This is a genomic window from Deinococcus sedimenti (assembly GCF_014648135.1).
GTDB lineage: Bacteria > Deinococcota > Deinococci > Deinococcales > Deinococcaceae > Deinococcus > Deinococcus sedimenti.
In genome coordinates this window covers 775,955-802,266 of the sequence record NZ_BMQN01000001.1, presented here as the reverse complement: position 1 = coordinate 802,266, position 26,312 = coordinate 775,955, and the positions used below count along the sequence as shown (strand labels likewise).

Annotated in this window: 23 protein-coding genes; 11 read left to right on the top strand and 12 right to left on the bottom strand. The window is 71.6% G+C overall.

Annotated features, from left to right (window positions below; translation table 11 throughout):
• Positions 1-15 precede the first annotated feature (15 nt).
• On the bottom strand, positions 16-909 hold the full coding sequence (gene sdaAA, locus IEY69_RS03920) for an L-serine ammonia-lyase, iron-sulfur-dependent, subunit alpha (RefSeq protein ID WP_189071801.1): 894 nt from the start codon (positions 907-909) through the stop codon (positions 16-18).
• A 146-nt stretch (positions 910-1,055) separates the two neighbouring features.
• On the opposite strand from sdaAA, the gene IEY69_RS03915 reads away from it, so the two are divergent.
• Positions 1,056-1,700, top strand: a complete 645-nt coding sequence (locus IEY69_RS03915) for a histidine phosphatase family protein (protein WP_189071800.1) — start codon at positions 1,056-1,058, stop codon at positions 1,698-1,700.
• Positions 1,701-1,708: 8 nt separating this feature from the next.
• On the opposite strand, the gene hutH is transcribed toward IEY69_RS03915, so the two are convergent.
• The 4 genes from hutH to hutU all read right to left on the bottom strand — a co-directional run bounded on the left by hutH (position 1,709) and on the right by hutU (position 7,108).
• A complete protein-coding gene (gene hutH, locus IEY69_RS03910) occupies positions 1,709-3,211 on the bottom strand; it encodes a histidine ammonia-lyase (RefSeq protein WP_189071799.1) in 1,503 nt (500 codons plus the stop codon).
• 68 nt (positions 3,212-3,279) lie between these two features.
• Positions 3,280-4,479: an imidazolonepropionase gene (hutI, locus tag IEY69_RS03905; RefSeq protein WP_189071798.1), complete on the bottom strand. Its 1,200-nt coding sequence runs from the start codon at positions 4,477-4,479 to the stop codon at positions 3,280-3,282.
• Complete coding sequence (locus IEY69_RS03900) at positions 4,476-5,414, bottom strand: arginase family protein (RefSeq protein WP_189071797.1); 939 nt, start codon at positions 5,412-5,414, stop codon at positions 4,476-4,478. The genes hutI and IEY69_RS03900 overlap by 4 nt, the downstream gene beginning before the upstream one ends.
• Positions 5,411-7,108, bottom strand: a complete 1,698-nt coding sequence (gene hutU, locus IEY69_RS03895; protein ID WP_189071796.1) for a urocanate hydratase — start codon at positions 7,106-7,108, stop codon at positions 5,411-5,413. The genes IEY69_RS03900 and hutU overlap by 4 nt, the downstream gene beginning before the upstream one ends.
• 209 nt (positions 7,109-7,317) lie before the next feature.
• Between hutU and IEY69_RS03890 the strand changes: the two genes are divergently transcribed.
• The 3 genes from IEY69_RS03890 to IEY69_RS03880 are packed head-to-tail and all read left to right on the top strand — an operon-like array spanning position 7,318 to position 9,988.
• Positions 7,318-7,950: a TetR/AcrR family transcriptional regulator gene (locus tag IEY69_RS03890; RefSeq protein ID WP_189071795.1), complete on the top strand. Its 633-nt coding sequence runs from the start codon at positions 7,318-7,320 to the stop codon at positions 7,948-7,950.
• Entirely contained in the window at positions 7,947-9,197 is a 1,251-nt protein-coding gene (locus IEY69_RS03885) for a glycosyltransferase (RefSeq protein ID WP_189071794.1), read from the top strand. The genes IEY69_RS03890 and IEY69_RS03885 overlap by 4 nt, the downstream gene beginning before the upstream one ends.
• 50 nt (positions 9,198-9,247) lie before the next feature.
• A complete protein-coding gene (locus tag IEY69_RS03880) occupies positions 9,248-9,988 on the top strand; it encodes an IclR family transcriptional regulator (RefSeq protein ID WP_189071793.1) in 741 nt (246 codons plus the stop codon).
• Here IEY69_RS03880 and IEY69_RS03875 read toward each other — a convergent pair.
• The 3 genes from IEY69_RS03875 to IEY69_RS03865 all read right to left on the bottom strand — a co-directional run bounded on the left by IEY69_RS03875 (position 9,957) and on the right by IEY69_RS03865 (position 14,630).
• Complete coding sequence (locus tag IEY69_RS03875; protein ID WP_189071792.1) at positions 9,957-12,383, bottom strand: putative bifunctional diguanylate cyclase/phosphodiesterase; 2,427 nt, start codon at positions 12,381-12,383, stop codon at positions 9,957-9,959. The genes IEY69_RS03880 and IEY69_RS03875 overlap by 32 nt on opposite strands.
• 64 nt (positions 12,384-12,447) lie before the next feature.
• The gene (gene sdaAB / locus IEY69_RS03870) at positions 12,448-13,113 is read right to left on the bottom strand and encodes an L-serine ammonia-lyase, iron-sulfur-dependent subunit beta (protein WP_189071791.1); all 666 of its coding nucleotides are present in this window, start codon (positions 13,111-13,113) and stop codon (positions 12,448-12,450) included.
• A 32-nt stretch (positions 13,114-13,145) separates the two neighbouring features.
• Positions 13,146-14,630, bottom strand: coding sequence for a lycopene cyclase family protein (locus IEY69_RS03865; protein ID WP_189071790.1), 1,485 nt, complete (start codon positions 14,628-14,630; stop codon positions 13,146-13,148).
• A 123-nt stretch (positions 14,631-14,753) separates the two neighbouring features.
• Here IEY69_RS03865 and IEY69_RS03860 point away from each other — a divergent pair, with 123 nt between their 5' ends.
• The 3 genes from IEY69_RS03860 to IEY69_RS03850 are packed head-to-tail and all read left to right on the top strand — an operon-like array spanning position 14,754 to position 16,462.
• On the top strand, positions 14,754-15,650 hold the full coding sequence (locus tag IEY69_RS03860) for an alpha/beta hydrolase (RefSeq protein WP_189071789.1): 897 nt from the start codon (positions 14,754-14,756) through the stop codon (positions 15,648-15,650).
• 48 nt (positions 15,651-15,698) lie between these two features.
• Positions 15,699-16,070 carry a hypothetical protein gene (locus IEY69_RS03855; protein WP_189071788.1) on the top strand — a complete coding sequence of 124 codons (372 nt, stop codon included), beginning with the start codon at positions 15,699-15,701 and terminating at the stop codon, positions 16,068-16,070.
• 2 nt (positions 16,071-16,072) lie between these two features.
• The gene (locus tag IEY69_RS03850) at positions 16,073-16,462 is read left to right on the top strand and encodes an inorganic diphosphatase (protein WP_308425446.1); all 390 of its coding nucleotides are present in this window, start codon (positions 16,073-16,075) and stop codon (positions 16,460-16,462) included.
• Between the two features lie 71 nt (positions 16,463-16,533).
• Here the strand turns inward: IEY69_RS03850 and IEY69_RS03845 are convergent, their stop codons facing one another.
• From IEY69_RS03845 to IEY69_RS03835, 3 genes are read right to left on the bottom strand one after another with little or no spacing between them, the layout of a single operon-like run.
• On the bottom strand, positions 16,534-17,412 hold the full coding sequence (locus tag IEY69_RS03845; protein WP_189071786.1) for a lipase family protein: 879 nt from the start codon (positions 17,410-17,412) through the stop codon (positions 16,534-16,536).
• A 46-nt stretch (positions 17,413-17,458) separates the two neighbouring features.
• A complete protein-coding gene (locus IEY69_RS03840) occupies positions 17,459-18,148 on the bottom strand; it encodes a response regulator (protein WP_189071785.1) in 690 nt (229 codons plus the stop codon).
• The gene (locus IEY69_RS03835) at positions 18,145-19,737 is read right to left on the bottom strand and encodes an ATP-binding protein (protein WP_189071784.1); all 1,593 of its coding nucleotides are present in this window, start codon (positions 19,735-19,737) and stop codon (positions 18,145-18,147) included. The genes IEY69_RS03840 and IEY69_RS03835 overlap by 4 nt, the downstream gene beginning before the upstream one ends.
• 289 nt (positions 19,738-20,026) lie before the next feature.
• Between IEY69_RS03835 and IEY69_RS03830 the strand changes: the two genes are divergently transcribed.
• From IEY69_RS03830 to IEY69_RS03820, 3 genes are all read left to right on the top strand, one after another.
• Positions 20,027-20,977 (top strand): Bug family tripartite tricarboxylate transporter substrate binding protein, encoded by a 951-nt coding sequence (locus tag IEY69_RS03830; RefSeq protein ID WP_189071783.1) that lies wholly within the window; start codon positions 20,027-20,029, stop codon positions 20,975-20,977.
• 99 nt (positions 20,978-21,076) lie between these two features.
• Positions 21,077-21,595: a tripartite tricarboxylate transporter TctB family protein gene (locus IEY69_RS03825; protein ID WP_189071782.1), complete on the top strand. Its 519-nt coding sequence runs from the start codon at positions 21,077-21,079 to the stop codon at positions 21,593-21,595.
• The gene (locus tag IEY69_RS03820; protein ID WP_189071781.1) at positions 21,595-23,094 is read left to right on the top strand and encodes a tripartite tricarboxylate transporter permease; all 1,500 of its coding nucleotides are present in this window, start codon (positions 21,595-21,597) and stop codon (positions 23,092-23,094) included. Before IEY69_RS03825 ends, IEY69_RS03820 begins: the two co-directional genes overlap by 1 nt.
• A 60-nt stretch (positions 23,095-23,154) precedes the next feature.
• Here the strand turns inward: IEY69_RS03820 and IEY69_RS03815 are convergent, their stop codons facing one another.
• Complete coding sequence (locus tag IEY69_RS03815) at positions 23,155-23,346, bottom strand: hypothetical protein (protein WP_189071780.1); 192 nt, start codon at positions 23,344-23,346, stop codon at positions 23,155-23,157.
• Positions 23,347-23,553: 207 nt separating this feature from the next.
• Between IEY69_RS03815 and IEY69_RS03810 the strand changes: the two genes are divergently transcribed.
• Entirely contained in the window at positions 23,554-26,262 is a 2,709-nt protein-coding gene (locus IEY69_RS03810) for an ATP-binding protein (protein WP_189071779.1), read from the top strand.
• The last annotated feature ends 50 nt before the right edge of the window (positions 26,263-26,312 follow it).

Genomic DNA, 26,312 nt, shown 5'->3' with positions numbered 1-26,312 from the left:
CCCGCTCCTGTCCACCTACGCCAGTGGCAGTTCGATCATGCCTCCCGGTCCCTCACCCTCCTTCTTGCCTTCCATGCGGGCGGTGACGGCCAGTCCGGTGGGCGTCTGGGCGAGGCCACCGTCGGCGGTTTCACGCAGCGCGGCGGGCATCATGCGCCCCACGCTGGCCATCGCGCCCAGCACCTCGTCGGGCGGGATGAATGATTCCAGTTGCGCCAGGGCCAGTTGCGCGGCACTGACGGCGTGCACGGCGTAGAAGGCGTTGCGGCTCACACAGGGGACCTCCACGTACCCGCCGACCGGGTCGCACACGAGGCCGATGGTGTTCATCAGGGCCATGCTGGCGGCGTGCACGGCGGCACGGGGGGTGCCGCCCATCAGTTCGACGATGGCGGCGGCGGCCATGGCGGCGCTGGAGCCGATCTCGGCCTGACAGCCGCCCGCCGCGCCGCTGATGAACATGCGCTTCGAGATGGCCTTGCCGATCCCGGCGGCGAGGATCATGGGGTTCACGAGTTGCTCGTCCGGGATGCCGAGGTGGTCGGCCACGCCGATCAGCGCGCCGGGGATGGTGCCCGCGCTGCCCGCGGTGGGAGCGGCGACGATGCGGCCCATGCGGGCGTTCTCCTCGTTCACGGCCATCGCGTACGCCTGCACACGCTTCAGGACAGGCGCGCCGAGGACGTCCGGGGCGTCCCAGAGGCCCTTGGCGTTCCAGCCGACCATTCCCGTGATGCTTTTCGCGTCGCTGCTCAGGCCGCGCTCGATACTGGCGCGCATCTCGCGGATGCGGCGCAGCATCTCGGCGCGGATGTCGTCGGGGTGCAGGCCGGTCTCGGCGCAGTCCTGCGTGAGAATCCATTCGGAGGCGGGGTGGGGGGCGTTCAGGATGTCGTCGAGGGTGGTCATAGCGTCCTTGAAACGTGCGCGGCGCACGGATGGTGAATGGGGAATCAGGTGCGGAAAAGTGGCTCCCATCGTACGCCCCGGCCTGTCTAGCCGAATCAGCGCGCGGTGAGGCCGTCCGGAGCGCACGGACACGCTACGGTGCCGCCGTGAAGCTCCTGCTGATCCGCCACGCGCAATCGGAGAACAACGTCATCGAGGACCGCCCGGACTACGCCCAGGCGCGGCAGCCCGACCCACCCCTGACCGCGCACGGGCATGCCACTGCGCAGCAGTTCGCACAGGACGCCTACCTGAACGGCATAACGCACCTGTACACCAGCCTGATGCTCCGCGCCGTGCAGACCGCCGCGCCCATCGCTGCGCGCCTGAACCTCCCTGCGCACGGCATCGAACGGACGTACGAGTACGGCGGCCTGACCACCGGCCCCGCCGGAGGCTTCACTCCCGTCACGGGCGGCGACCACGCCAGCCTCCGCACGCACTGCCCCGCGCTGATCTGGCCCGCGCACCTGACCGGGCACCCCTGGGACGGCGGCGCGGAAGCGTGGGAGGAACCCCACTTCCACGCCCGCGCCACGCACGTCCTGAATGACCTCCGCGCCCGGCACCCCGGTCAGGACAGGGTGGCGCTGATCACGCACCACGACTTCGCCGGAGCACTGATCCGCGCCGCGCTCGGCTGGCCCGTCACGGACACGCCACCGACCTTCCACCTCGCGCACCTCGGCACCGCCCAGCTCGACCTGCCCGCAGACAGCCGTGTGGGCGGACTGGACTGGCTGAACCGGTAAGGGGTCCCCTACGCCTCCCGCGCCACGCGGAGCAGTTCACCGCCCCGGACCATCTCCACGATCTTCAGGAGGTCCGGGCGGTAGTAGCGGTCGCGGGTCATGTTGGGAATGTGCGCGCGGATGTGCTCCCACGCGGCCTGCGCGCCCCGTCCGGCGTGGAGGGTCTGGAAGTCGAGGGCCTGCGCGGCGCACAGCAGTTCGATCCCGATGACGTTCTGCACGTTCTCCAGGATGGCCCGCAGCTGCCGGGCGCCGTGCGCGCCCATGCTGACGTGGTCCTCCTGGTTGGCGCTGGTGGGGATGGTGTCCACGCTGGCGGGGTGCGCGAGGACCTTGTTCTCGCTGACGAGCGCGGCGGCGGTGTACTGCGCGATCATGAAGCCGCTGTTCAGGCCGCCCTGCGGCGCCAGGAAGCCCGGCAGGCCCGACAGGGACGGGTTCAGAAGCTGCTCGCAGCGGCGCTCGCTGATGCTGCCCAGTTCCGCCACGGCGACCTTCAGCGCGTCGATGGTCACGGCAAGCGGCTGCCCGTGGAAGTTCCCACCGCTGACGACGTCGCCGGTGTCGGGAAAGATCAGGGGGTTGTCCGTCACGGACGCGAACTCGACCGCCAGGACCCGCTCGGCGTGCGCGAGGGCGTCCAGGCTCGCTCCGTGCACCTGTGGGGCGGCGCGCAGCGAGTACGCGTCCTGCACCTTCCCGTCTCCCACCAAGTGTGACGGGGCGATCTGTGAGTCCCGCAGGAAGAACCGCAGTTCCTCGGCCACCGCGACCGCGCCGGGGTGGGGGCGCAGGCCCACCACGTCCGGCTGGAAGGGCCGGTGCGAGCCGTACATCGCCTCGACCGTCATGGCCGCCGCGAGATTCGCCGTCCCCAGCAGCGTCCGCGCGTCCGCGACCGCCAGCGCGAGCAGGCTGCCCATCAGCTGCGTGCCGTTGATGAGCGCCAGTCCCTCCTTCGCCTGCAACACCAGCGGGGTCAGGTCCAGCTCGGCCAGCACGTCCGCACTGGCACGCACCTCGCCCCGGTACTCGATCTCGCCGTGCCCGATCAACGCCAGAGCAAGGTGCGCCAGCGGCGCCAGATCCCCCGACGCGCCCACGCTCCCCTGCGCCGGAATGACCGGGTGCGCCCCCACGTTCAGCAGCGAGAGCAGCAGTTCCACCACCTCGGGCCGCACCCCCGAATGCCCCAGCGCCAGCGACTGCGCGCGCAGCAGCAGCATCCCGCGCACCACCTCCGTCGGTAGGGCCTCCCCCACCCCGATCGCGTGCGACAGGATCAGGTTGAGCTGCAACTCCTCCAGCCCCTCACGCGGCACCTGCACCGACGCGAACTTCCCGAAGCCCGTGTTCACGCCGTACACCGCCGCGTCACCATCCACGATCCGCTCGATCACCGCCCGCGCCCGCAGGATGCGCCCACGCGCCGCCTCCGACAGCTCGACAGGCTCGCCGCCACGCACGACAGACAGAAAATCAGACAGGGACAGGTGTTGATCGAGAATCACGGGGGGCTCCTTCGGAGGGTTGATGGGTGATGGTGGATGGTTGATGGGAACGGCTCAGAGGCCGGATTTCATAGCGCAGAGCCGCCGACGAACACGTTCCGCACGGGGTTCGCGCCGAGGGTGTAGGGCAGGTCGCGCCAGTCGGGGCTGTGCAGGGCGAGGAAGTCGGCGCGCTGGCCGGGTGCGAGAGCTCCCCGGTCGCTCAGGCCCAGGGCCGCGGCGGCGTTCACGGTGCTGGCGGTCAGCGCCTCGGCGGGCGTGAGACGGCACAGGCGCACCGCCAGCGCCAGCGCGAGTTGCGTGCTGAACACGGGGGACGAGCCGGGATTCAGGTCGGTCCCCACGGCGACCGCCGCGCCCGCGTCAATGAGGGCGCGGCCCGGCGCGGCGGGCAGACCCAGGTGCAGGGTCACGCCGGGGAGGATGGTCGCCACGGTGTCCGATGCGGCCAGCGCGGCGATCTGCGCGGGACCGCTCGCTTCCAGGTGATCCACGCTCAGGGCACCGAGTTCGCAGGCCAGTTCCGTGCCGCCGATGGCGTGGAACTGATCGGCGTGCAGCTTCGTCTGAAGGCCATGTGCTTTGGCTGCCTGGAGGATGGCGCGGGTCTCGTCCACCGTGAACGCCTCGCGCTCGGTGAACACGTCCACCGCCGTCGCCAGCCCCTCACGCGCCACGCCGGGGATGAGGTCGTGGCAGACCGCCTGCACGTACTCGGCGCGGCCCTCTGTGGGCGGCACGTGAATCAACAGGGTCGGCACGAGCCCGAATTCAGACTGGAGGGCGCGGACCGCATGGAGCATCCGCAGCTCGGCGTCAAAATCCATTCCGTATCCGCTCTTGACCTCGATGGTCGTCGCGCCAGAGGCGCGCAGCGCCTCCAGGCGGGGACGGGCGAGCGCCACGAGATCGTCCACGCTAGCCGCCCCGGTCGCCCGCATGGAGCTACGGATGCCACCGCCGCGCGCCAGGATCTCCTCGTACGGGACACCCTGCACGCGCGCCTCGAAGTCCGCGAGGCGATCCCCGGCCCACACGGCATGCGTGTGCGGGTCGATCAATCCGGGCACGACTGCCACGCCGCCCAGATCATGCTCCTGCACCATGCCGGAAGCGTCGGCGCGCGGGCCAATCCAGCGGATGACACCGCCCGACACGAGCATCGCCGCGTCGGGAATGACCTTCAGGTCGCTCATGGCCGCGCCGCGCTGCACACCGGGCGCAGGCGTCACGAGCTGGCTGATGTTCGTGAAGAGAGTTTCCGTCATCGTGTCCACCCCGGCTGCGCGGCACTGAATTCGTCCACGGCGCACAGCGTCTCCATGATCAGCCGCGCCATCAGGAGTTCGCTGCGTCCGGTGGGGTCGAGGTTCGGGGCGAGTTCCACAATGTCCAGGCCGACGATGGTGTTGTGCCGCGCCGTTTCCACCAGGATTGCTACCCCCTGGGCGTAGGTCAGGCCGTCCGGTTCGGGGCTGCTCGTTCCGGGAATGATGCTGGGGTCGAAGCCGTCCACGTCCACGCTGAGGTACACGTTCTTCCCGCGCGGCAACCGCTCCAGCACACGCGTCAGGTCGCCCGCGACGTCCATCATGGGAATCAGGGCGTGCCCACGCGCGCGGGCCGCCGCGACCGCTTCCGGGTCGAAGCGCAGCCCACGCAGGCCGATGGTCGTGATGTGCACGAGGTTGGGCAGGTCCTCGCATGCACGGCGGAACGGACTGCTGTTGCTGAAGCGGGTGTCGTTCCGCGTGTCCGTGAAGTCCAGGTGGGCGTCCAGCTGCACCACGTGCAGGTCGGGCACAGCCGCGAACGCGCGCAGGATCGGGTACGTGACGCTGTGGTCGCCACCCAGAAAGACCGGCAGACTGCACCGGTCCCGCACGTATCCCGCCGCCGCGCTGATCCGCTGCCGCGCCAGTTCCGGCTCCAGGCTGGGCAGCACCACGTCCCCCGCGTCCGCGAAGGTCACACCAGTCAGCCTCGTCACGCCGTCCAGGCCCGTGAAGGGCGGCACGCTCCGCAGGCTCGCCTCCCGCAGCGCACGGGGCGCGAAGCGGGCGCCGGGGCGGAAGCCCAGCGCGATATCGAAGGGAATGCCGAGCACCGCCACGTCCACCGTCCAGTCACTCTCGGGTTGAACCATCGGCGCGCGCGCGAAGGTCGGAATCCCGCCGTAGGGCAGGTGGGTGGGCTGGGTCACTGCCCGCCCTTGGTATGGTCTTCGATGCCGAGGCTGGGGAGGTCGAGGCCGCGTTCCCGCGCGACGTTCAGGGCGTGGTCGTATCCGGCGTCGGCGTGGCGGATGACGCCCATGCCGGGGTCGTTGGTCAGAGCGCGGGACAGTTTCTGCGCGGCTGCTTCCGTGCCGTCGGCGACGATGACGAGGCCGCTGTGCTGCGAAAAGCCCAGGCCGACGCCGCCGCCGTGGTGGAAGCTCATCCAGCTGGCGCCAGATGCGATGCCGAGGCCGAAGTTCAGGAGGGGCCAGTCGCTGACGGCGTCGCTGCCGTCCAGCATGGCTTCCGTTTCGCGGTAGGGGCTGGCGACGCTTCCGGCGTCGAGGTGGTCGCGGCCGATGACGATGGGGGCTTTCAGGCGGCCGTCGGCGACCATCTCGTTGAAGAGGCGCGCGGCCCGGTCGCGTTCTTTGTACCCGAGCCAGCAGATGCGGGCGGGGAGGCCCTGGAAGGCGATCTGGTCGGCGGCGTACGTCAGCCAGGATTGCAGGCGTTCGTCGTTGGGGAAGAGGTCGAGCAGCGCGCGGTCGGTGGCGCGGATGTCCTCGGGGTCGCCGCTCAGCGCCACCCAGCGGAAGGGGCCGCGTCCCTCGCAGAAGGAGTCGCGGATGAACGCGGGCACGAAGCCGGGGTAGTCGAAGGCGTACTCCACGCCCGCTTCCTGGGCGCGGTGGCGGAGGTTGTTGCCGTAGTCGAACGCGACCGCGCCGCGTTTCTGGAGTTCGAGGATCGCGCGGACGTGCGCGGCCATCGCTTCGTACGCGCGCCGTCTGTACTCGTCGGGGTGGTCGGTGCGGAGGCGGCTGGCGTCCTCGTCGGCGCTGACCGGTGGGAGGTAGCCCCACATGGGGTCGTGTGCGCTGGTCTGGTCGGTGATGAGGTCCGGCGTCCAGTTCATCGCCACAAGCTGCGGGACGAGGTCGGCGGCGTTGCCCTGCACGCCGATGGACCGGGCGACGCCCTCGGCCTTGTATTTTTCCGCGCGGGTGATGGCGTCCTCCAGGCTCGTGGCGACCTCATCGAGGTAGCGGGTGTCAAGGCGTTTCTGGATGCGGGTGGGGTCAATCTCGATATTGATGCTGACGCCCCCGGCGAGTTTCACGGCGAGCGGTTGCGCGCCGCCCATGCCGCCCAGCCCGGCGGTGACGGTGATGGTGCCTTTCAGGCTGCCGCCGAAGTGCTTGCGGGCCGCTCCGGCGAAGGTCTCGTAGGTGCCCTGGAGGATGCCCTGCGTGCCGATGTAGATCCAGCTTCCGGCGGTCATCTGGCCGTACATCATCAGGCCCGCCTGGTCGAGCTTGTCGAAGGTCTCCCAGTTCGCCCAGTGCGGCACGAGGTTGCTGTTGGCGAGCAGCACGCGCGGCGCCCACTCGTGCGTCCGCAGCACGGCGACGGGTTTGCCGGACTGGATCAGCAGCGTCTCGTCGTCCTCCAGTCGGTCCAGGGTCTCCACGATCTTATGGAAGGCCTCCCAGTTCCGGGCGGCCTTGCCGCGCCCGCCATACACGACCAGGGTGTCGGGGTGCTCGGCAACGTCCGGGTCGAGGTTGTTCATTAGCATGCGCTTGGCGGCCTCCTGCACCCACCCCTTGGCGGTTTTCTGTGCGCCTCTCGGGGCGCGGATGACGGGGGCGGGTTCGGTGGTGGGCTGGGTCATGGGGGGTCCTCCGGGGAGTGGCGGCTATGAGCTGTGAGGCGAGCAGTGGCCGAAGCGTGTGCTTGGGCAGATGTCCTCGGTACTCACAGTCCAGTTCTGTGCCGCCATCTTCCATCCGCCATCCGCCTCCCGCAATCGCATTTTCCGGCCTGACCGGAAAGTAGTCTGCGCCTCTTGCGACCGGTACAGGAGTCCAGCATCATGAATGAGTGAACACTCACTCGGATAAGGATGAACGCGCGAAGCGGACCTCGCCCCGCCCGGCGGACGATCCTCAGCGGCGGGCGACGATCCTCCGCGCAGCGCAGACCTGCTTCGCGCAGGACGGGTTCCACCGCACGACCATGCGCGCCGTGGCGCGGCAGGCGGGACTGGCCGAGGGCACCCTCTACCACCACTTCCGGGGCAAGGACGACCTGCTGTTGGGCCTGTTCGGTGCCCTGGGGGAACAGGCGCGCGACTCGCTCGATCCGGCGGCGCTGGCGGCGCTGAACCTGCGGGACTTCCTGCGGGCGTTTCTGGCTGTGCCCCTGGCGGCGCTGGCGCAGGACGAGGCGGGGTTGCTGCGCGTGATCCTGTCCGAGGGCCTGATCCGCCGCGACCTGGGCCGCGCGTTCGCCGACGGCCTGGCCGGGACGGCGGACCTGGGCGCGCAGGCGCTCGCGGCGCGCCCCGAACTGCGCGGCGTGGACACCGGCGAGCTGTTGCGCACCGGCCTGACGCTGGTGCTAGGCCACAGCGTGCAGGGCGCGCTGTCGGGCGAGCCTCTCCCCGACCCGCAGGTGACGGCGGAGCGCGTGGCGGACGTGCTGCTGGCGCTGGTCGCGGCGGGGCGCGCGTGAGGGTCACGCTGATCGCGCTGGGGTCACGCGGGGACGTACAGCCGTACGTGGCGCTGGGACTGGGGCTGCGCCGGGCGGGGCACGCGGTGCGGCTCGCCTCGCACGAGACGTTCCGGGCGTTCGTGACGGGCGCGGGGCTGGAGTTCGCCCCGATGCGCGGGGACGTGCAGGAGGTCGTGAACAGCCCCGAGATGCGCGCCGCGCTCGCCAGTGGGAACATGCTGGCGATCAACCGGGTGTCCGCCCGCGCCACGCAAAAGGGCGCGCTGCTGTGGGCCGAGGACGGCCTGGTGGCCGCGCGGGGCGCCGACCTGCTCGTGGCGGGCATCGGCGGGTTGAACGTCGCGCAGGCGCTGTCGGAGAAGTTGCGTGTGCCGCTCGTGGAGGCGCACGTGGTGCCGTTCCACCCCACGCGGGCGTTTCCGGGCGCGATCGTTCCGCCGGCCACCGCGCGGCTGGGCGGCTGGGCGAATCTCCTGTCGCACGTCCTGACGCGGCAGGTGATGTGGCAGATGTTTCGCTCGGCGGACTCGCGCGCGCGGCGCGAGGTGCTGGGCCTCTCCCCCGCCCCGCTGCTCGGCCCGCGCCCGCTGCGGCCCCTGCCGACCCTGCACGGGATCAGCCCAGCGGTGCTGCCCCGCCCCGCCGACTGGGACGCGGCGCAGCACCTGACCGGTTACTGGTTCCTGCCGCAGGAGGCCTGGACGCCGCCGCCCGCGCTGGAGGCGTTCCTGGACGCCGGGCCGCCCCCGGTGTCCATCGGGTTCGGGAGCATGACCACCCCAAACCCGCAGGCGACGACCCGCGCGGTGGTGCGGGCTCTGGACCGCAGCGGGCAGCGGGCGGTCCTGCTGAGCGGCTGGGGTGGCCTGAGCGCCGCCGACGTGCCGGACACCGTGTTCGTGACCGACAGCGTCCCGCACGACTGGCTGTTCCCGCGCGTGGCGGCGACGGTGCATCACGGTGGAGCGGGCACGACGGCGGCGGGCCTCGCGGCGGGCGTCCCGAACGTCGTCGTACCGTTCTTCGGGGATCAGCCGTTCTGGGGCGACCGCGTGCAGAGGTTGGGGGTGGGGCCCGCCCCGGTGCCGCGCCGGGCCCTGAACGAGCGGACGCTGGCGGAGGCCCTGACGCGCGCCGTGACCGATCCCGCCATGAAGGAGCGGGCGGCGGCCCTGGGTGCCCGCATCCGCGCGGAGGACGGGGTGTCGCGGGCGGCGGAGGTGATCTCGGGGTTGACGTTGTAATTCCCCGCGCTGCCTTTCCGGCCTGACCGGAATCGTGTCATCCTGCGCCCGTGGCTTCCTCTTCCCTGCTGGCGGGCGCGGTGGACGTCCTCTCGGCCTTCGACGCGGATCACACCGAGTGGCGCCTGTCGGACCTGTCGCGGCAGCTGGGCGTGCCGACGAGCACCCTGCACGAGCAGCTGACCGCACTGTGCGACACCGGCCTGCTGGTGCGGGTGGGTCGGGGTCGGTACCGGCTGGGCTGGCGGCTGCTGAAACTCTCCAGCGCGCTGTATGGCAGCCTGCCCTGGTACGGACCGGCGCACGCGGCGATGGAGCGGGTCGCGCGGGCCGGGCACGCCCTGGCGTTCCTGAGCGTCCTGGACGGCAGTTCAGGGCGGGTGCTGTGCATCGCGCGGAGCGTGCAGGGCCGGGACGGTCCGCCGGTTGCCGGGGAGCTGGATTTCGAGCTGCCCGCGCACGCGTCCGCCAGCGGGAAGCTGCTGCTGGCCCTGGCAGGGCGCGCGCTCCCGGCGCAGGCATCGGCCTTCACTGCCCAAACGCTGACGGGAGGCCAGACCTGGGGGACGGAAGGAGCGATCATCCGGGCGAAGGACGCGGCGGTGACGCGCGACGAGTGGGCAGTGGGCACGTCCGGCCTTGCGGTGCCCGTGAGGAACGCCCAGGGAACGGTGCTGGCGGCGCTGGGGGTGAGTGTTCCCACAGCTCGCCTGCGGGGCGACGCGCTGCTGCGTCTGCTGCGTGATGAGGCCGACGCCGTCAGCTGGGATCTGGGGTGGCGCCCGGGATGAGCCTGGCAGCCTCGTCGGGACCGACCGGGCGGGCGAACAGGAACCCCTGCACGTGGTCGCACCCCAGGTCCCGCAGGCGATCGCTCTGCGACTGCTCCTCGACGCCCTCGACGGTCACCTGCATCTCCAGGGTCTGCGCCAGCTGGATGATGGCGCCCATCAGGGCCGTGACGCGCGGCTGGCGGTCGGTGCTCAGGTGCCGCGTGAACGACCGGTCGACCTTCAGCCGGTCGAACGGCAGGGCTTCCAGCAGGCTGAGGCTGCTGTAACCGGTGCCAAAATCATCCATGGCGATCTGGACGCCCAGGGTTTTGAGTTCGCGGATGTGCGTCTGGGCGCGTTCCAGGTCCCGCATCACGAGGCTTTCGGTGAGTTCCACGATCAGGTGACGGGCGGGAAGGCCGGTGGCGTCCAGCGCCGCGCGGACCGTGTCGACGAAGTGCGGCAGGTCGAACTGCAGCGGCGAGACGTTCACGGAGATGCACAGGTCCAGCTCCGGGAAGGACCACTCGGCCGCCTGTCGGCACGCCTCACGCAGCACCCACTCGCCGATGGGCAGGATCAGCCGGGTGTCCTCCGCCATGGGAATGAAACGGCCGGGTGGAATCAGGCCGCGCCGGGGGTGATCCCAGCGCAGGAGCGCCTCGAACCCCACGAGGCGTTCGGGACGCAGCGCGTAGCAGCCCTGGTAGTGCAGGCAGAGTTCGCCCCGGTCCAGAGCGCCGCGCAGTTCGCGTTCCAGCAGCTGGTCCTCGCCGGGCTCGCCCATGTCGGTCTCGAACCGCAGGACGCGGTTGCCGCCGGTGCGTTTGGCGCGGTACATGGCGGTGTCGGCGTGCTGCTGCAGGGTGTCGCCGTCCATGCCGTCCTGCGGGGCGACGGCGCAGCCGATGCTGGCGGTCAGGGTGACCTCGTGGCCCCCGAGGTCGAAGGGCTGGTTGACGACGGTGGCGAGTTTCTCCGCGACGAGCATGGCGTCGGTACGCGCGGCGACGCGGCGCAGCAGCACGGTGAATTCGTCGCCTCCCATGCGGCCCACGACGTCGGTGGTGCGCACGGCCAGCTGCAGGCGCCGCGCGAGGTGTTGCAGGAGCGTGTCGCCGGCCGGGTGGCCCAGCGTGTCGTTGACGGCCTTGAACCGGTCCAGGTCGATGAAGATCAGGGCGGCCAGTTCGCCGGGCTGCAGGCTGCTCAGGGTGTCGGCGGTCAGGTGGTTGAAGTGGGCGCGGTTGGCGACGCCGGTCAGGGGGTCGTGCGTGGCGCGGTGCAGCAGGTCCTGTTGCGTGACGCGCAGCTGCTGGTTCGCCTGCGCGAGTTCCACGTTCCGCAGCCGCTCGATCTCGGTTTCGCGGTTCAGGAGTTCCAGGCGGATTTCGGCGGTCAGCAGCTGGGACCGGGCGTCGACCTCCCGTTCGTGCACCTCGCGTTCCAGGGCGTGGTGTTCGCGGGCGTACCGCAGCGCCTGGGTGTGGTTGCCGGTCTGCTCGTGCAGGGCCGAGAGGCCCTCGAGCGCGAGGATCTGCACGGGTCGGCTGCCCAGCCGCCGGCTGAGTTCCAGGCTCTGCGCGAGCAGGGGCGCGGCGTCCTGCGGTCGGCCCTGCGTCAGGTACACCTGCGCGGCCGCGCAAGCGAGGCGGCTGATGCCCTCGTCGTCGTGGCGGGTGCGGGCGGCGTCCAGGTCGGTCAGCGCGACCCGCAGGGCCTCGTCGGGCCGGTTGGTGCGCAGCAGGGCGCGGCTCACGCATTCCAGGACGGTGCTGACCCAGCGGGGCGGCCCGACCCGTTCGATCAGGTTCAGGTGTTCGTCGGCCAGATCCAGGACCCGCTGGGGGTGGCCCTGCCGGGAGTGGATGACGACCAGGTGGGTCATGGCGGCGGCGAGCATGATGGGGGACTGCATCACCTCGGCCAGCTGCACGGACCGCTCGTGGAACGCCCTGGCCTGCGCGAGGTTCCCCGTATCCGCGTGCAGGCTGGCGAGGTTGTTCAGAGCGCGGAAGCTGCCCGCGTCGTCCCCGACGGCCTGCGTGTAGCGCAGACTGTCCAGGAACGACTGCAGGGCGTGGTCGTACTCGCCGGCCCGGTCGTGGTACAACCCCAGGCCGTTCAGGCAGCGGGCGATCAGGCGGGGGTCGCCCAGGTCCTGTGACAGCGCCAGGGCGGTGCTGAGTTCGGCTTTCACGCTGGGCAGCTGTCCGGTGTACAGGGCGCAGCCGCCGAGCATCAGGTGCGCGGTGGCCACGGCGCGCGTGTCGCCGCCGTCCAGGGCGGCGCGCAGCAGGTCGCGGATGCGCGCGTCGGTGCGTTCCGGCGTGTTGTACATGGCACCCTCGAGCGCCAGGAGTTCCAGCTCCAGGGCGGAGGGCGTGGGGAGGGGCGTGGCCGGGTGGGTCAACGGTGGCTCCTGTGCCGTCGGGCGGTCGAGGGGTCAGGCGCTGGGTGGGGGCGGGCGCGGCGGGTCAGCCGTCCATGAGTTTCGGCAGCATGCGCAGCCAGTTCACGTCCGACCAGCGGGCCAGGAACGCCTGTCCCTCGGCGCTGAGCGGCTGGTCGAGTTCCACGGCGAGCAGCGCCTGACCGCCGCGGGTCTGCCGGGTGCACGTCAGCGTGGCGATGTTCACGCCGTCCGCGGCGATGGTGGTCGCCACACGGGCGATCATGCCGACCGCGTCGGTGTAGCGCACGATCAGGGTGGGGCTGGCTCCGCTGAAGTTCACGCCCAGGCCCTGCACGTGCGTCACGAGGATGACGCCGCCGCCGGTGCTGCTGCCCTGCACGGTGACCCGCTGAGTGGCGCCGCTCACCTCGATGTGCGCGGTGTTGGGGTGCACGTCGCCCAGGTCGGCATCGTGGAACTCGAAGGTCAGCCCCTGCGCCTGAGCTTCCTCGAATGCCTCCGGGAGTCGCTGGTCGTCGGGCCGGAAGCCCAGCAGGCCCGCGATCAGGGCGAGGTGCGTGCCGTGTCCGCGTCCCGTCTTGGCGAACGAGGCGTGCAGGCCGATCTGGGCGGTGCGGGCCGGTTCGCCGAGCAGGTGATGGGCGACCAGACCGAGGCGGCAGGCGCCGGCGGTATGGCTGCTGCTGGGCCCGATCATCACGGGCCCGATCATGTCGAGTAGGGACATACGGCGAGTATAGGTTCAGCTGCTGCCGGAGTTCAGGACTCGGTCAGGGGCCGCAGGTTCTCGCGCAGTTCCGCCACGCGCTCCGCGAGGTCCGCGTCGGGGTCGAGGCCGTTGGCGTCGGCGCTGCCGGTGGCGCCCTGCATGCCGTCCGTCACGGGTTGCGTCTGATTCAGGTCCTCGCGGTCGAGCACGGTCTGGTCGGCGGCGGTATGGTCGGTGGATTCCGGGCGTGGGTTGTCGGTCATTCCGTCAGCCTGACGGGCCGAGGACCGCGGCGGATGGGCGGAGCCTGTAGACGCGTTTAGGGCGCTGCGCAGGGCGCGGGCGCTGACGGCAGGGTGGGCCAGCGCGGCGCGGGCCAGGGGCAGGCGCGTCCGGGTGGGCAGCCGCGTGAAGAGGCGCAGCATCGTGCGCGCCAGTGGCCCGGACGGCGTGTCGGGGTCCAGGAAGGCGTGCCAGGCGGCGGGTGGCAGCGCGAAGAACGCCTGGAAGAACGGGGCGAGCTGCTCGCCGGTCAGGTTCAGCAGGGCCTGCACGCCCAGCAGGTGCACCTCGCGCGCTGCGCGCCGTTCCGGGGTCCAGAGGGCCGCCCACGCCGCGTCATGCGGGTCTGCGCCTGTCGACCGGGACTGGGCGACCGCCCGGGCCACCAGCGGCGCGGTGCGCAGGGCGTCGGCCACCTGAAATCCGCTGATGGGGTGCACGAGGCCGCCCGCCGCTCCGAACGCCAGCGGTCCGCCGGGGGCCGGTGCGGCGGCGTTCATGGGGAAGGCCACCCATTCCTCGTGCAGGACGCGGGTGGGTGGGGTGCCCTGGGCGCGGAGCCGGGCGTGCAGGCGCTGACTCAGTTGCGCGCGGGTGGGGGCGGGGCGGGCGATCAGGCTGGTCTCTTCCACGAAGTACCGGCGGCCGCCCAGGTGCATGGCGTACAGGAAGGTGGGGTCGTCTCCGGGTCCGTGTGGCGTGCGGTAGTCCATCCAGACCATCGCGCCGGGCGCACTGGGAGGCGTGTCGAACTCGGCGGTCAGGCCGTACGCGGTCTGCAGGGCGGCGCCGCCGGGATGGTGGGGGCGCGTCAGGCTCCCCGAGTGACCGGCGGCGTCGGCCACGAACGGGGCGCGCAGGACGTCGCCCTCCCGGGTGTGAACGGCCCACAGCGTGCCGTCGCGCTGCGCGTGGATGACGGTGCCGCGCGTCCAGCCGGTCGGTCCGGCGCGGTCCATCAGCGTGCGCCGCAGGTGGTCGTTGTCCAGCAGCGCGTAGGGCCGCAGGAGTGGAGTGGGCTGCTGACCGGTGTAGACGCGGACGTCGGTCCAGACGTGCGCGGCGCTGGCCTGCGCCCAGTCGGGCAGGTCGTCCAGCCACGCGCCGTACGTGGCGGGGAAGGCCTGCGGGCCGTGCGGGGCGACCACCTGGACCCGCTGCCCGGTTCGCGCCAGTTCGGCGGCCAGGGTCAGGCCGGCGGGTCCGGCGCCGATCACGACAGCGTCGAGCGGGCGGTCGGGGCGGGGGCTCATCACGCGTCAGGCTAGCGCGCCGGACGCGGCGGGATGTGTGGCAGGGCACGCTGACCGCGCGCGGCACCCCTGGACTGTGTCTGCGCCCCCTGCCGTGAACCGGTTACTGACCTAGCCTGTGGCATGCCCATTCCGTTGTCTCTCCGGTCTCATCCGTCCCGTCTCGCGCTGCTGGGGGTGGGGGCCCTGGCCCTGATGGGCGCCCTGAGTGCCTGCTCGCGTGACGGCGCGCAGGGCACCCTGAACCGCGTCGTCTCCACCGCTGGCCTGACCGTCACGCCGGACATCCGCTACGGGCCGGACGTCCGGAACGTGATGGACGTGTATGCCCCGCAGAACGCCAAGGACGCGCCGGTCGTGCTGTTCATTCACGGTGGGTCGTGGGTGAACGGTGACAAGGACGGTCACAAGTTCGTGGGGGAATCCCTGGCACGCGCCGGGTACGTCACGGCCGTCATGAGTTACCGGCTCGCGCCCGTCAACCGCTACCCGACGTACGTGCAGGACGCCGCGCAGGCATTGAAGGTGCTGCGGGATCAGGCCACGGCGCTGGGCGGCAACCCGCAGAACCTGTTCGTGATGGGTCACTCGGCCGGGGGGTTCAATGCGGTGGAGGCCGTGGACAACGTCCGCTGGCTGTCGGAAGCGGGCGTGCCGGTCAGCGCGGTCCGCGGGGTGATCGGGGTGGCCGGCCCGTACTCGTACGACTTCCGGCAGTTCGGCAGCGCGAACGCCTTCCCGGTCGGCTCGACCCCGGACGACGTCATGCCGGACCGGCACGTCCGCCCGGACGCGCCGCCCCACCTGCTGCTGGTCGCCGAGAACGACGACACGGTGTACCCGCAGAACGCCGTGAACATGGAAGCGGCCCTGAAGCGCGCGGGAATCCCCGTCACGCGGACGGTCCTGCCGAAACTGAATCACATCACGATCATCGCGGCCATGGCGCGGCCCCTGACGTTCCTGGGGGGAACGAGGCAGGCCGTGATCGACTTCATCGAGGCGCGGCGCCTGCGCTGATGCGTCTGCGCTGATCCGCCGGGCGCTGCGGGCAGGTAGCATGGGGGCGTGAGGCGTTCCCTACTCCTGCTCGTCCTGCTGTGCCCCGCCCTGAGCGGCTGCCGGTACAATTTCGTGCCGCTCATCCCAGGTCAGATTGAACCCGACCTGCCGGCCCGCGTGACCGGCGCGACCCTGACCCGTGACGGCGAGCGGCTGGTCCTGCGCGCCCAGGTGGAGGGACGGTTCGCGCCCGGTTACCTGAGCGTGGCGTGGTTCAACAGCAGCGAGTCCCTGGGAACCGACAGCGTGTACCTGGACGCCACGCAGCGCAACGCGACGTTCATCCTGGCGGCGGCGACGCCCGGCTCGTACCGGGCGGTCCTGTCGTTCGGCGGCACCGTGCTGCGGCAGGTGGAACTGTACGAGGTGAAACCTTGAGGGTGTGGGAGGGCGTGGTCGAGTGGACGTCCGGGCAGCGGGAGCGGTTCGTGTGGCGCGGCGGCGGCCTGGACCCACTGCGCGTGGAGGACCGGCCAGCCCCCGTGAATTACGGCTGCCTGCCGGGCACCCTGAATCCGGCCGATCAGGCCGAGGTGGACGCCGTGTGGCTGGGGGCACCGCTGCCCGTCGGCACCCGCACTGCGGGCAGCCCGGTGGGTCTGCTGCACCTGCTGGACGGCGATCACAAGGTGATCTTCAGCGGGGCGGATGTGTCGCCCGAGCAGCTTGGTGACCTGCTCGCGTGGTTTCCTGCTGAACGCGGCGCATCGGTGCAGGACGCGCAGGCCGCGCAGGACTGGCTGAGCAGCCTGCGGTCCGGCCTGACCTGACGCGGCGGCAGTCCGTCGAGAGCGCATGTCGGAACAGCGCCAGGAGGTTCTCCCGACCTCTGCCTGGGCCGTCAGGGTGATGTGGGCGGGGTCCAGGTCTGGATGACGCCGCGCAGCTGTCCGGCAACCCAGGTCAGCGCGTCGCTGTTCGGGTACGTGATGGCGCTGTGGTCCTCGCGTGGCGACACGAAACGCGTCAGGCCGCGCGTGGAGCCGTCCAGGCGCACGTTGCCCTCCAGTTCGAACAGGTAATTCACGGCGTACCCGTTGGCGGCGCCGCGCTGCGGCAGGCGTTTACTCTGCACCTCGATGCCGCGGGCCACGTTGGGCCACACGACGTCCTTCCCGTTCACGCGCTGGCCCGCCACGGTCAGCGGGTCGCAGGCGCTCAGGGGGGAGAACGGATCTGTGGTGCGGATCAGCGGGCCGAAGTCGGACTTCCAGCCCAGGCAGATGCCGTCTAGGTCGATCTGAATGGCGAACGGGACGTCCGCGCGGTCCCGGGTGAGCTGATGCAGCCACGCGACGCCCTGCGAGTGCCCCAGCAGCACGAGACGCGGGGCGTTCCGTCCGGTCCAAGTGGCGCGCAGGGCGTCCAGGTCCGTCAGCAGGGCCGCGTACCCGCGCTGCTCGGTGCCGGTGCGGGCGGACGGAAAGCGGTCCAGCGGGCTGCTGGCGTAGTTCGCGGCCTGCACGGTCAGGCCGGCCGCCTCGAACTCGCGTGCCACGCGGTCCACCGTGCCGCGGGATCCCAGGTACGCCCAGTTGTCGCGCGGGGCGACGCAGGGCACGCCGCACCGCCCGCCGACGCTGAGGAGCACGACGTCCGGAGCCTCGCCCTCCAGGTGCAGGGGTGGGGTGACGGTGGGGTGCTGGATCAGCGTGGGGGCGCAGGCGGTCAGCAGGGCCAGGGTGGTGGACAGCAGGGAGGTGAACAGCACGGGACGCATCGGGCCCCCAGTGTACGTGCCGCCTCTGCCCGTGGGGGTGAGGGGCTTACGTTCCGCCCGGAGCGCGTGCCCGGTACAGTTTCACGGGCCGCCCGGCATTCCCGTACTGGTGTTCCAGCGTGGCCTGCTCGCTGCGGACGAGGTGCTCGAGGTACCGCCACGCGGTCACGCGGCTGAGGCCGACCTGCTCGCCGATCTCCTCCGCGGTGACGGCCTGCGGGGCGCCGGTCAGGGCCTGCGCGACGCGGTCCAGGGTGTTCGGGTCGATGCCGCGCGGCAGGGTCGCGGCCTGTGGGGCGCCGTGCCCGAGCAGCCGGTCGAGGCGGCCCTGGTCCAGGCGGGCCGCGCCGGGCGGCGGGAGGCGGCGGGCGCGGTGGCGGGACAGCAGGTCCTGAAGCCGCGCGCCGGTGAAGGGTTTGATCAGGTAGTCGAACGCGCCGTGCGCGAGGGCCAGCCGGACGCTGGCCTCGTCGTCGGCGGCGGTGATCAGGGCGACGTCGGTGGTCAGGCCGTGCGCGCGCCAGTGGCGCAGCAGGCCCAGGCCGCTGCCGTCGGGCAGATGGACGTCCAGCAGGATCAGGTCGGGTTTCAGCGCCTGGGCCAGAGCGTCGCCCTGGGCGCAGGTGGCGGCGCTGCCGACGACGTGCACGTCGGGGTCGCGTTCGAGCAGGTCACGGTTGATGCGGGCGACGCGCAGGTCGTCCTCGACGAGCAGCACGCGGATTCGGGCGTTCATGCGGTCACCTCGGACGGGTCGGTGGGGCGGTGCGGGAGGGGCTGCGGGAGGCTCAACTGGAAGACGGTCAGGGGGCCGCGCCGGGTGTGACGCAGGGTGCCGCCCAGGCCCTGCACGCGCGCGTGGACGCCGTGCAGGCCGTACCCGCGGCCCTCGCCCTTGCTGCTCGCCCCCCGGTTGAAGAGGGTGTCGCGCAGGGTCTCGGCGATGCCGGGGCCGCTGTCCTCCACCTCGACCTGCATGCCGTCCGGGTCCTCCCCGACCGTCACGGTGACCAGGCCGGGCTGACCGGCGAGGGCCTCGAAGGCGTTCTCGGTGAGGTTGCCGACGGCGCTGACCAGCGTGTCGGCGTGGCGTTCCCAGTGCGGCCCCAGGTGGCTGCCCTCGGTGATCTGGAAGTCGATGCCGAGTTCCTGGGCGCGTTCGCGTTTCCCGGCGAGCAGCGCGACCAGCCGGGGCACCTGCACGTCGCGCAGCAGCTGGCGGAACTGCGCGTCGGCGTGAATCTCGGCGTTCAGGACGCGCAGGGCCTCCTCGGAGCGGTCCAGTTGCAGCAGGCCGGACAGGACGTGCAGGCGGTTCTGGTACTCGTGCGTCTGGGCGCGCAGGACGTCCACGAAGCCGCGCGCGTGCGTGAGTTCCTCGGCCAGGGCCAGCGCCTCGGCGCGGTCGCGGAAGCCCGCGACGAACCCACCGCCCTCCAGCGGTTCGAGGTTCACGAGGACCGGCTGGCCGCGCAGCGTGATCTCCAGGTTCTGCGCGCGGGCGACCGGGTGGCCGCCGGTCAGGAGGGCCAGTTCCGGCCAGAGGGTCGCCAGTGGGGCGGGGGCGCTCTGGCCGCCCAGCAGGGTCACGGCGCGGTCGCTGCTGAGCGTGACGAGCCCACCCGCATCCACCGCCAGCACGCCCTCGCGCAGCGCGGCCAGCACGGCGCGCTGCTGGCGGGCCAGCGCGGCGATCTGCTCGGGTTCCAGGTTCAGGATCTCGGCCCGCAGGCGCCGCGCGGCCCACACCGCGCCGACGGTGCCCAGCCCCAGCGCCAGCACGAACCACGGCAGCAGGCTGATCAGCGCGCTGCCCACCAGATGCCACACCTGCGGCATGAGGTACCCGGTGCTGACCACGCCCACCACGCGCGTGCCGGGCACGCCGCCCGCCCAGACGGGGACCTTGCCGCGCACGCTCAGGCCCAGGCTGCCGCGCGCCACCGACACGACCTCCTGCCCCGCCAGCGGCTGCTCGTTGTCGCCGCCCTCCATGGGTTTGCCGAGCCGTTCGGGGACGGGGTGCGCCAGCCGGATGCCCCGCGCGTTCCCCACCACGATGAAGTCCGCCCCGGCCTCCTCGCGCAGCAGGTTCACCTGGGCGTTCAAGCCAGCGTTCTGCGTGCCGCGCGTGGTGCCCTGCACCACCACGGGCAGTTTCGCCACGATGCGGCTGGCGGTCAGGGCGCGTTCACCCAGGCGTTCGCGGGCCTCGCCGTACAGCTGCGCGGTCTGCACGCCGACCAGCAGGGCGGTCATGGCGCACAGGACGATCAGGTGCAGGCGCACCAGTCGGCCCTGAAGGTTGGGGCGGCGTCGGGTCATCCGCACTCCGATTGAACGGTTTGCGTAAACCGTTCCGGGCGTGGAGTGGGCCACCCGGTGAAGTTCCGGGTGGTCAACGCAGCAGACGGAATCCGTGTCATGGGTGTTCGCTCCCGATTGTAGGAGGCGGCCGCCCCAATCAGGCAGGGGTTGCGTGCATTGCGTTCACGGGCGTGCATTGCGTGCACGGATTGCGCGGCCAGCACGCAAAAAACACCTTGTTCCGCCGGGCCGGGGGGCGTACTTTACGGGGGACACCACAACGCACCCCCTCACCGGAGGAACACCCATGAAGAAAACCGCCATCCTGGCCGCGTCCGCGCTGTTGACCCTCGCCACTCCCGTCACCGCCCAGGGCGTCAGCAACCTGCGCATCATGGCTCCCGCCAGCCCCGGCGGCGGCTGGGACCAGACGAGCCGCGCCATCCAGACCGTGCTGCAGAACCAGGGCATCGCCAAGCCCGTGCAGGTGTTCAACGTGCCCGGCGCGGGCGGCACCATCGGCCTGGCGCAGCTGTACAACAGCAAGGGCGACGGGAACGTCCTGATGACCATGGGACTCGTGATGGTCGGCGCGATCCAGACGAACTCCTCGAAGGTGGACCTCAGCCGCGTCACCCCGATCGCCCGCCTGACCGGCGAGTACGAGGTCATCGTCGTGCCCGCCAGTAGCCCCTACAAGACCCTGGGCGACCTGGCGACCGCGTGGAAGGCCAACCCGAACCTGCCCTTCGCGGGCGGCAGCGCGGGCGGCACCGACCACATGCTCGTCGGGCTGCTCGCCAAGGCGGCGGGCGTGGACACCAAGAAGATGAACTACGTGCCGTTCAGCGGCGGCGGTGAGACCCTCGCCGCGGTGCTGGGCAATCAGGTGACGGCCGCCGTCGCCGGGTACGGCGAGTTCGAGGCGCAGATCAAGGCCGGGAAACTCCGCGCCCTGGGCATCAGCGCCCCCAAGGCGCAGCCCGGCATTCCGGTGCCCACCATGAAGTCCCAGGGCTTCAACGTGGAACTCGCCAACTGGCGCGGCATCGTGGCCGCCCCCGGCCTGAGCAGCAGCGAGAAGGCCGCGCTGGTGTCCGTCATGGACAAGTTGCACGCCAGCAAGGAGTGGAAGGACACCCTGAAGACCCGCAACTGGACGGACCTGTACATGAGCGGCAGCAAGTTCGACGTGTTCCTGAAGCTGGAAGCCAGCCGCACCCGCGAGATCCTGAAAGACATCGGCCTCGTGAAGTAACCCCGGCAATCCGGGCTGATCCGGGCGGTCGCGAGCACAGGTCGCGCCGCCCGGCCCCACGTTCCCCCACCCCCACCCGACCCCGCCGAGGTACCGTGAATGTCTGACCCCTCCCCCACCCTCACCCCGCCCGCGCGGCCCGCGCTGAGCGTCCCGGACCTGCTGGTCGCCGTAGGCGTCCTGATCGTCGGGGCGCTGCTCCTGATCGGCACGCTGAAGATCCCGTTCGGCATCAATGCCTTCGTGGGGCCGCGCGTGTTCCCGATGATCGTGTCCGTCGGCACGCTGGCGCTGGGCGCTCTGCTGCTCGTGGCGACCCTGCGCGGCCACCGGGCCGAGCCCGCCGCCGAGGAGGACAGCGACCCGGACGCCCAGCCGGACCTTCGTCAGCCGGGCCTGATCCTGGGCGGCTTCCTGATCGGGTCGCTGATCCTGGTGCCACTGGGTTTCGTGGTGGGCACGGCCGTCATGTACTTCAGCGTGGGCTTCGCGTTCGGTGAGCGCCGCCTGCCCCTGCTGGCGGGCGTCGCGCTGATCGTCGCGCTGATCACGTACGTGGTGTTCACGCGCGGCCTGGGCCTGACCCTCCCGCCCGGCATCCTGAAGGGGGTGCTGTGATGGACGCCCTCACGTCCCTGTTCGCGGGCTTCGAGACCGCGCTGACCCCCCTGAACCTGCTGTGGGCGCTGATCGGCGTGACCCTCGGCACGCTGGTCGGCGTGCTGCCCGGCATCGGCCCGGCCCTGACCGTCGCGCTGCTGCTGCCCGTCACGGCGAAACTCCCGCCCGTCAGTGCGTTCATCATGTTCGCCGGGATCTACTACGGCGGAATGTTCGGCGGCAGCACCACCAGCATCCTCCTGAACACGCCGGGCGAGTCGAGCAGCATCATCACCGCGCTGGAAGGGAACAAGATGGCCCGACGGGGCCGCGCCGCCGCCGCGCTGGCGACCGCCGCGATCGGGTCGTTCGTGGCGGGCACCATCGGCACCATCCTCCTGACGTTTGCTGCGCCCGCCATCGCGGAGATCGCGGTGCAGATCCCGCCCAGCGCGAAATTCGCGCTGATCATGCTGGCGTTCGTGACCATCAGCGCCACGTTCGGCGGGTCGCCCCTGCGCGGCCTGATCAGCCTGTTCCTGGGTCTGGCGATCGGCCTGATCGGCACGGACCTCCAGAGTGGGCAGGCGCGCTTCACGCTGGGCTACCCGGAACTGCTCGACGGGATCGACTTCGTGACGGTCGTGATCGGTCTGTTCGCCATCGGCGAGACGCTGTTCGTCGCCAGCCGCCTGCGCAAGGACAAGGCCAGCGTGATCAAACTGGAGGGGAACGCCAGCATGAACCGCGAGGACTGGCGGCGCTCGTGGAAACCGTGGCTGCGCGGCACGGCGCTGGGCTTCCCGTTCGGCGCGATCCCGGCGGGCGGCGCGGAGATCCCCACGTTCCTGTCGTACACGCTGGAAAAGAAACTCAGCAAGCACCCCGAGGAGTTCGGGAAGGGCGCCATCGAGGGCGTGGCGGGGCCGGAAGCGGCGAACAACGCCTCGGCGGCGGGCGTGCTCGTGCCGCTGCTGACGCTGGGCCTGCCGACCAGCGCGACCGCCGCGATTCTGCTGGCCGCGTTCCAGCAGTACGGCCTGCAACCCGGGCCGCTGCTGTTCGTGACCAGCCCGGAACTGGTGTGGGGCCTGATCGCCAGTCTGTACATCGGGAACGTCATGCTGCTGGCGCTGAACCTTCCCCTCGCGCCGGTCTGGGCGAAACTGCTGCTGATTCCCCGGCCGTTCCTGTACGCCGGGATTCTGGTGTTCAGCACGGTCGGCGTGTACTCCCTGAACAACAGCGTGTTCGACCTGTTCCTGCTGGCGATCTTCGGCGTGATCGGCTACGGCATGCGCCGCTTCGACTTCCCGGTCACGCCCGCGATCATCGGCGTGATCCTGGGGCCGGTCGCGGAGAGTCAGTTCCGGACCGCCATGCAGCAGAGCGGCGGGGACATGAGCGTGTTCGTGCGGCAGCCGCTGTCGGCGTTCATCCTGCTGATCGTGGTGGCAGCGCTGGTGGTGCCGCAGGTCCTCAAGGCCCGCGCGGCGCGTCAGGGCACGGTCGGCTAAGCAAGTTCGGATCAGGACGAGGTCGGGCCATGATGCGCCCGACCTCGTCCTGTCACGCTTTCAGCGTACGCCGCGTCCTTCCAACAGCAGCCACAGGTGGCGCAGCAGTTCGTCCACGTCATGGAACGTGCGGGCGTCCTGGGGTCGGCCCTGCGGTTCCAGCCGGACCGTCGGTCGTGACGGTGCGGTGGCGGATGGGGCGAGGGGTTCGATGCGGATCAGGTACTCGGTGGGGGGATTCGGGGGGGTCACGGGGGCTCCTTGCTGATCATACGGATTCCGTTTGTTTCGCCAACAATCCGGAACTCCACCGGATTGTTGGCTCCACGTCCGGAACCCGTTTCTCTCTTTCTCGCATCCGCTCGGATTGAACGGCTTTATAAGCCATTCAATCGGAGTCCGTATCAGTCTGACCGTGGGGGTGTTGCGCGGGCGTTGCGCGGTACACTGAAGCCACTCATGAACACCGGGTCAGTGCTGGTCCTGCGGACGCTGGGCGTGCCCCGCGCCAGTGTGCTGGGCGCGCCGCTGGACGTCACGGGCAAGAGTCTGGCGCTGCTCATGTTCCTGGCGGTCGAGGGTGAATCGCCGCGCGAGGTGCTGGCGGACCTGCTGTGGTCCGATCAGGAGGGGGACGCGGCGCGGCGGAACCTGCGGGTGCAGCTGCACCGCCTGAAGGCGGCGGGCCTGACGGACTGGCTGGAGGTCGGGCCAGGCGCGGTGGCGCTGCGGGGCGAGGTGCAGGTGGACCTCCTGGCGCTGCGGGTGGCGCTCGCCTCGGGGGACGTGGCGGGCGCGGCGGGGTTCGCGCGGGGGCGGTTCCTGGATCACCTGAGCGTGCCGGGCGCAGCGCAGTTCGAGGAGTGGCAGGAGCGCGTGGCGGGTCAGGCGCTGGACGAGCAGTTGCGGGCGCTGGACGCCCTGGCGGCGTTCGAGGCGGGGAGGGGCGGGTGGGCGGCGGCGCTGGCGGCGCACGCGCAGGCGCTGACGCTGGACCCGCTGCGCGAGCGGAGCGTGCGGGCGCAGATGGAGGTCCTGGCCGCGATGGGCCGCCGTGAGGACGCGCTGGACGCGTACCGCTCGCTGTGCCGCCGCCTACGGGACGAGCTGGGGGCCGAGCCGCTGCCCGCCACGCGCGTGCTGGCCGAGGGTCTGGAACGGGACCGCCCGGCGGCCCCTCCGGCAGTGCCGCTGGTGGGCCGCGCGGCGGAGGTGCTGGCGCTGCGCTCGGCGCGGACGATGCTGGTGCTGGGCGAGGCGGGCATCGGGAAGTCCCGCCTGCTGCGCGAGGCGGCGGGGGACGCACTGGTCCTGCGGGGCGCGCCGGAGCTGACGCCGCTGCCGTTCGGTGCGCTGCTGGACGCGTTCCGCTCGGATACGGCCGGGCTGCCGTGGTGCCCGGAGTTCCTGCGGCCGGGGCTGGCGGCGGCCCTGAGTGCGCCGGGCGGCGTGGCGTCCACGGACCGCGGGGCGATGCTGGACGTGCTGGCGCAGGCGCTGCTGGCCCTGGCGGGTGGGCGCGCGGTGGTGGTGGAGGACCTGCACTGGTTGGACGCCGGGTCGCTGGAGGCGGCGTTCCTGGCGCTGCACCGGGGCGCGCGGCACGTGTGGCTGTCGGCTCGCCCGGAGGAGTTGCAGGAGCGGGCGGAGGTGCTGGCGGTGCTGGGTCGCGTGAACCCGCCGCGCCTCTCGTTGACCGAGTTGCCCAGAGAGGCTGTGAACGAGCTGATCGCGGGACTGGCGGGTGGGGAGGCGCCGCTGTTCACCGCGCGGTTGTTCGAGGCGACCGCCGGGCACCCGCTGTTCCTGATGGAGACGCTGCGTGACCTGCGCGAGCGGGGTCTGCTTGCGCAGCGGGGTGGGCGCTGGCACACGCCGTTCGATGCGTTCACGGTGGATTACGCCGAGGTGCCGGTCCCGCCGTCGGTGACGCAGGCCATCCGGGGCCGCGTGGAGCGTCTGGGGCGCGTGACGCGGCAGTTGCTGCAGGCGGGGTCGCTGTGGGGCGAGTCCTTCCCGGTGTCGCTGGTGGCGGGGTGCGTGGGCGTGCCGGTCGGGGAGGCGCTGGACGAGCTGGAGCGGGCGCAGCAGGCGCGGCTGGTCGCCCCGGACGGCGCGGGGTTCCGCTTCGGGCACGACCTGCACCGGCGGGCGCTGCTGGAGGACCTGGGGTCCGCCCGGCGCGGGTACCTGCACGGGCAGCTGGCGGCGCTGGCCCCGGACGGCACCCCGGCAGGGACCGTCGCGCAGCATTTCGAGGCGGGCGGGCAGCCGGACCGGGCGTGGCCGCTGTGGGTGCGGGCCGCGCGGGAGGCCGAGGGGCTGTTCGCGCACGCCGACGCGTTCGCGCTGTACGGTCGCGCGCTGGCGTGCGTGCCGCCCCCGCGTGAGGCGTTCGCGGTGCGGGTGGCCCGCAGTGAGCTGTGCCGTCACCTGGACGACGAGCCCGCCCGCGAGCACGAGTTGACGGAACTGGCCGCGCTGGCCTCGACGCTGGACGATCACGGGTGCTGGGCGGACCTCGCGGCGCGGCGCGCGAAGTGGCACACGGAACGCGACGAGTACCCGCTGGCGGTCGCTGAGGTCCGCGCGGCCCTGGCCCGTCATGGGGCCGCGCTGGACGCGGACCTGCACTCGGCGCTGCTGCTGGAGGGCGGCGCGGCCCTGGCGTGCCTGGAGGACTGGCCCGCGTCGGCCGAACTGCTACAGGAGGCGTTGACCCTGACGCGCGAGCAAATGCCGGTGCGGGCGTCGAACGTCCTGTACTGGCTGGGGTACGGCGCGTACCGGTCCGGCGAGTACGCGCAGGCGGCCAGGGCGTACGGTCAGTCCGTGGAGGTGCTCCCGGCGGGCACGCTGTCGCGCGGGCGGGTGCTGAGCCTGTGGAAGGTCGGGGCGTGCCTGCGCCGACTGGGGCAGTGGTGCGAAGCGTCGGCGGCGCTGCGCGAGGCGGACGACAGCGCCCGCACCCTGAACGCCGGGTCGATCCGGGGCCTGATCGTCGCGGAGCAGGCGGCCCTGGCGTTCGATCAGGGCGAGCGGGAGGTCGCGTCCGCCCTGGCGGCCGAGGCGCGGACCCTCCTCACGCCCGGCGGGACGGAGGGCTGGGACGTGCTGAATCCACTGCTGGCCGCGCTGGAGTCCGGTGCGGTCCCCGCGACCCGCTGAACGCACGGAAGAGGCCGCCTCCCGGAGGTGATCCGGTGGCGGCCTCGTAC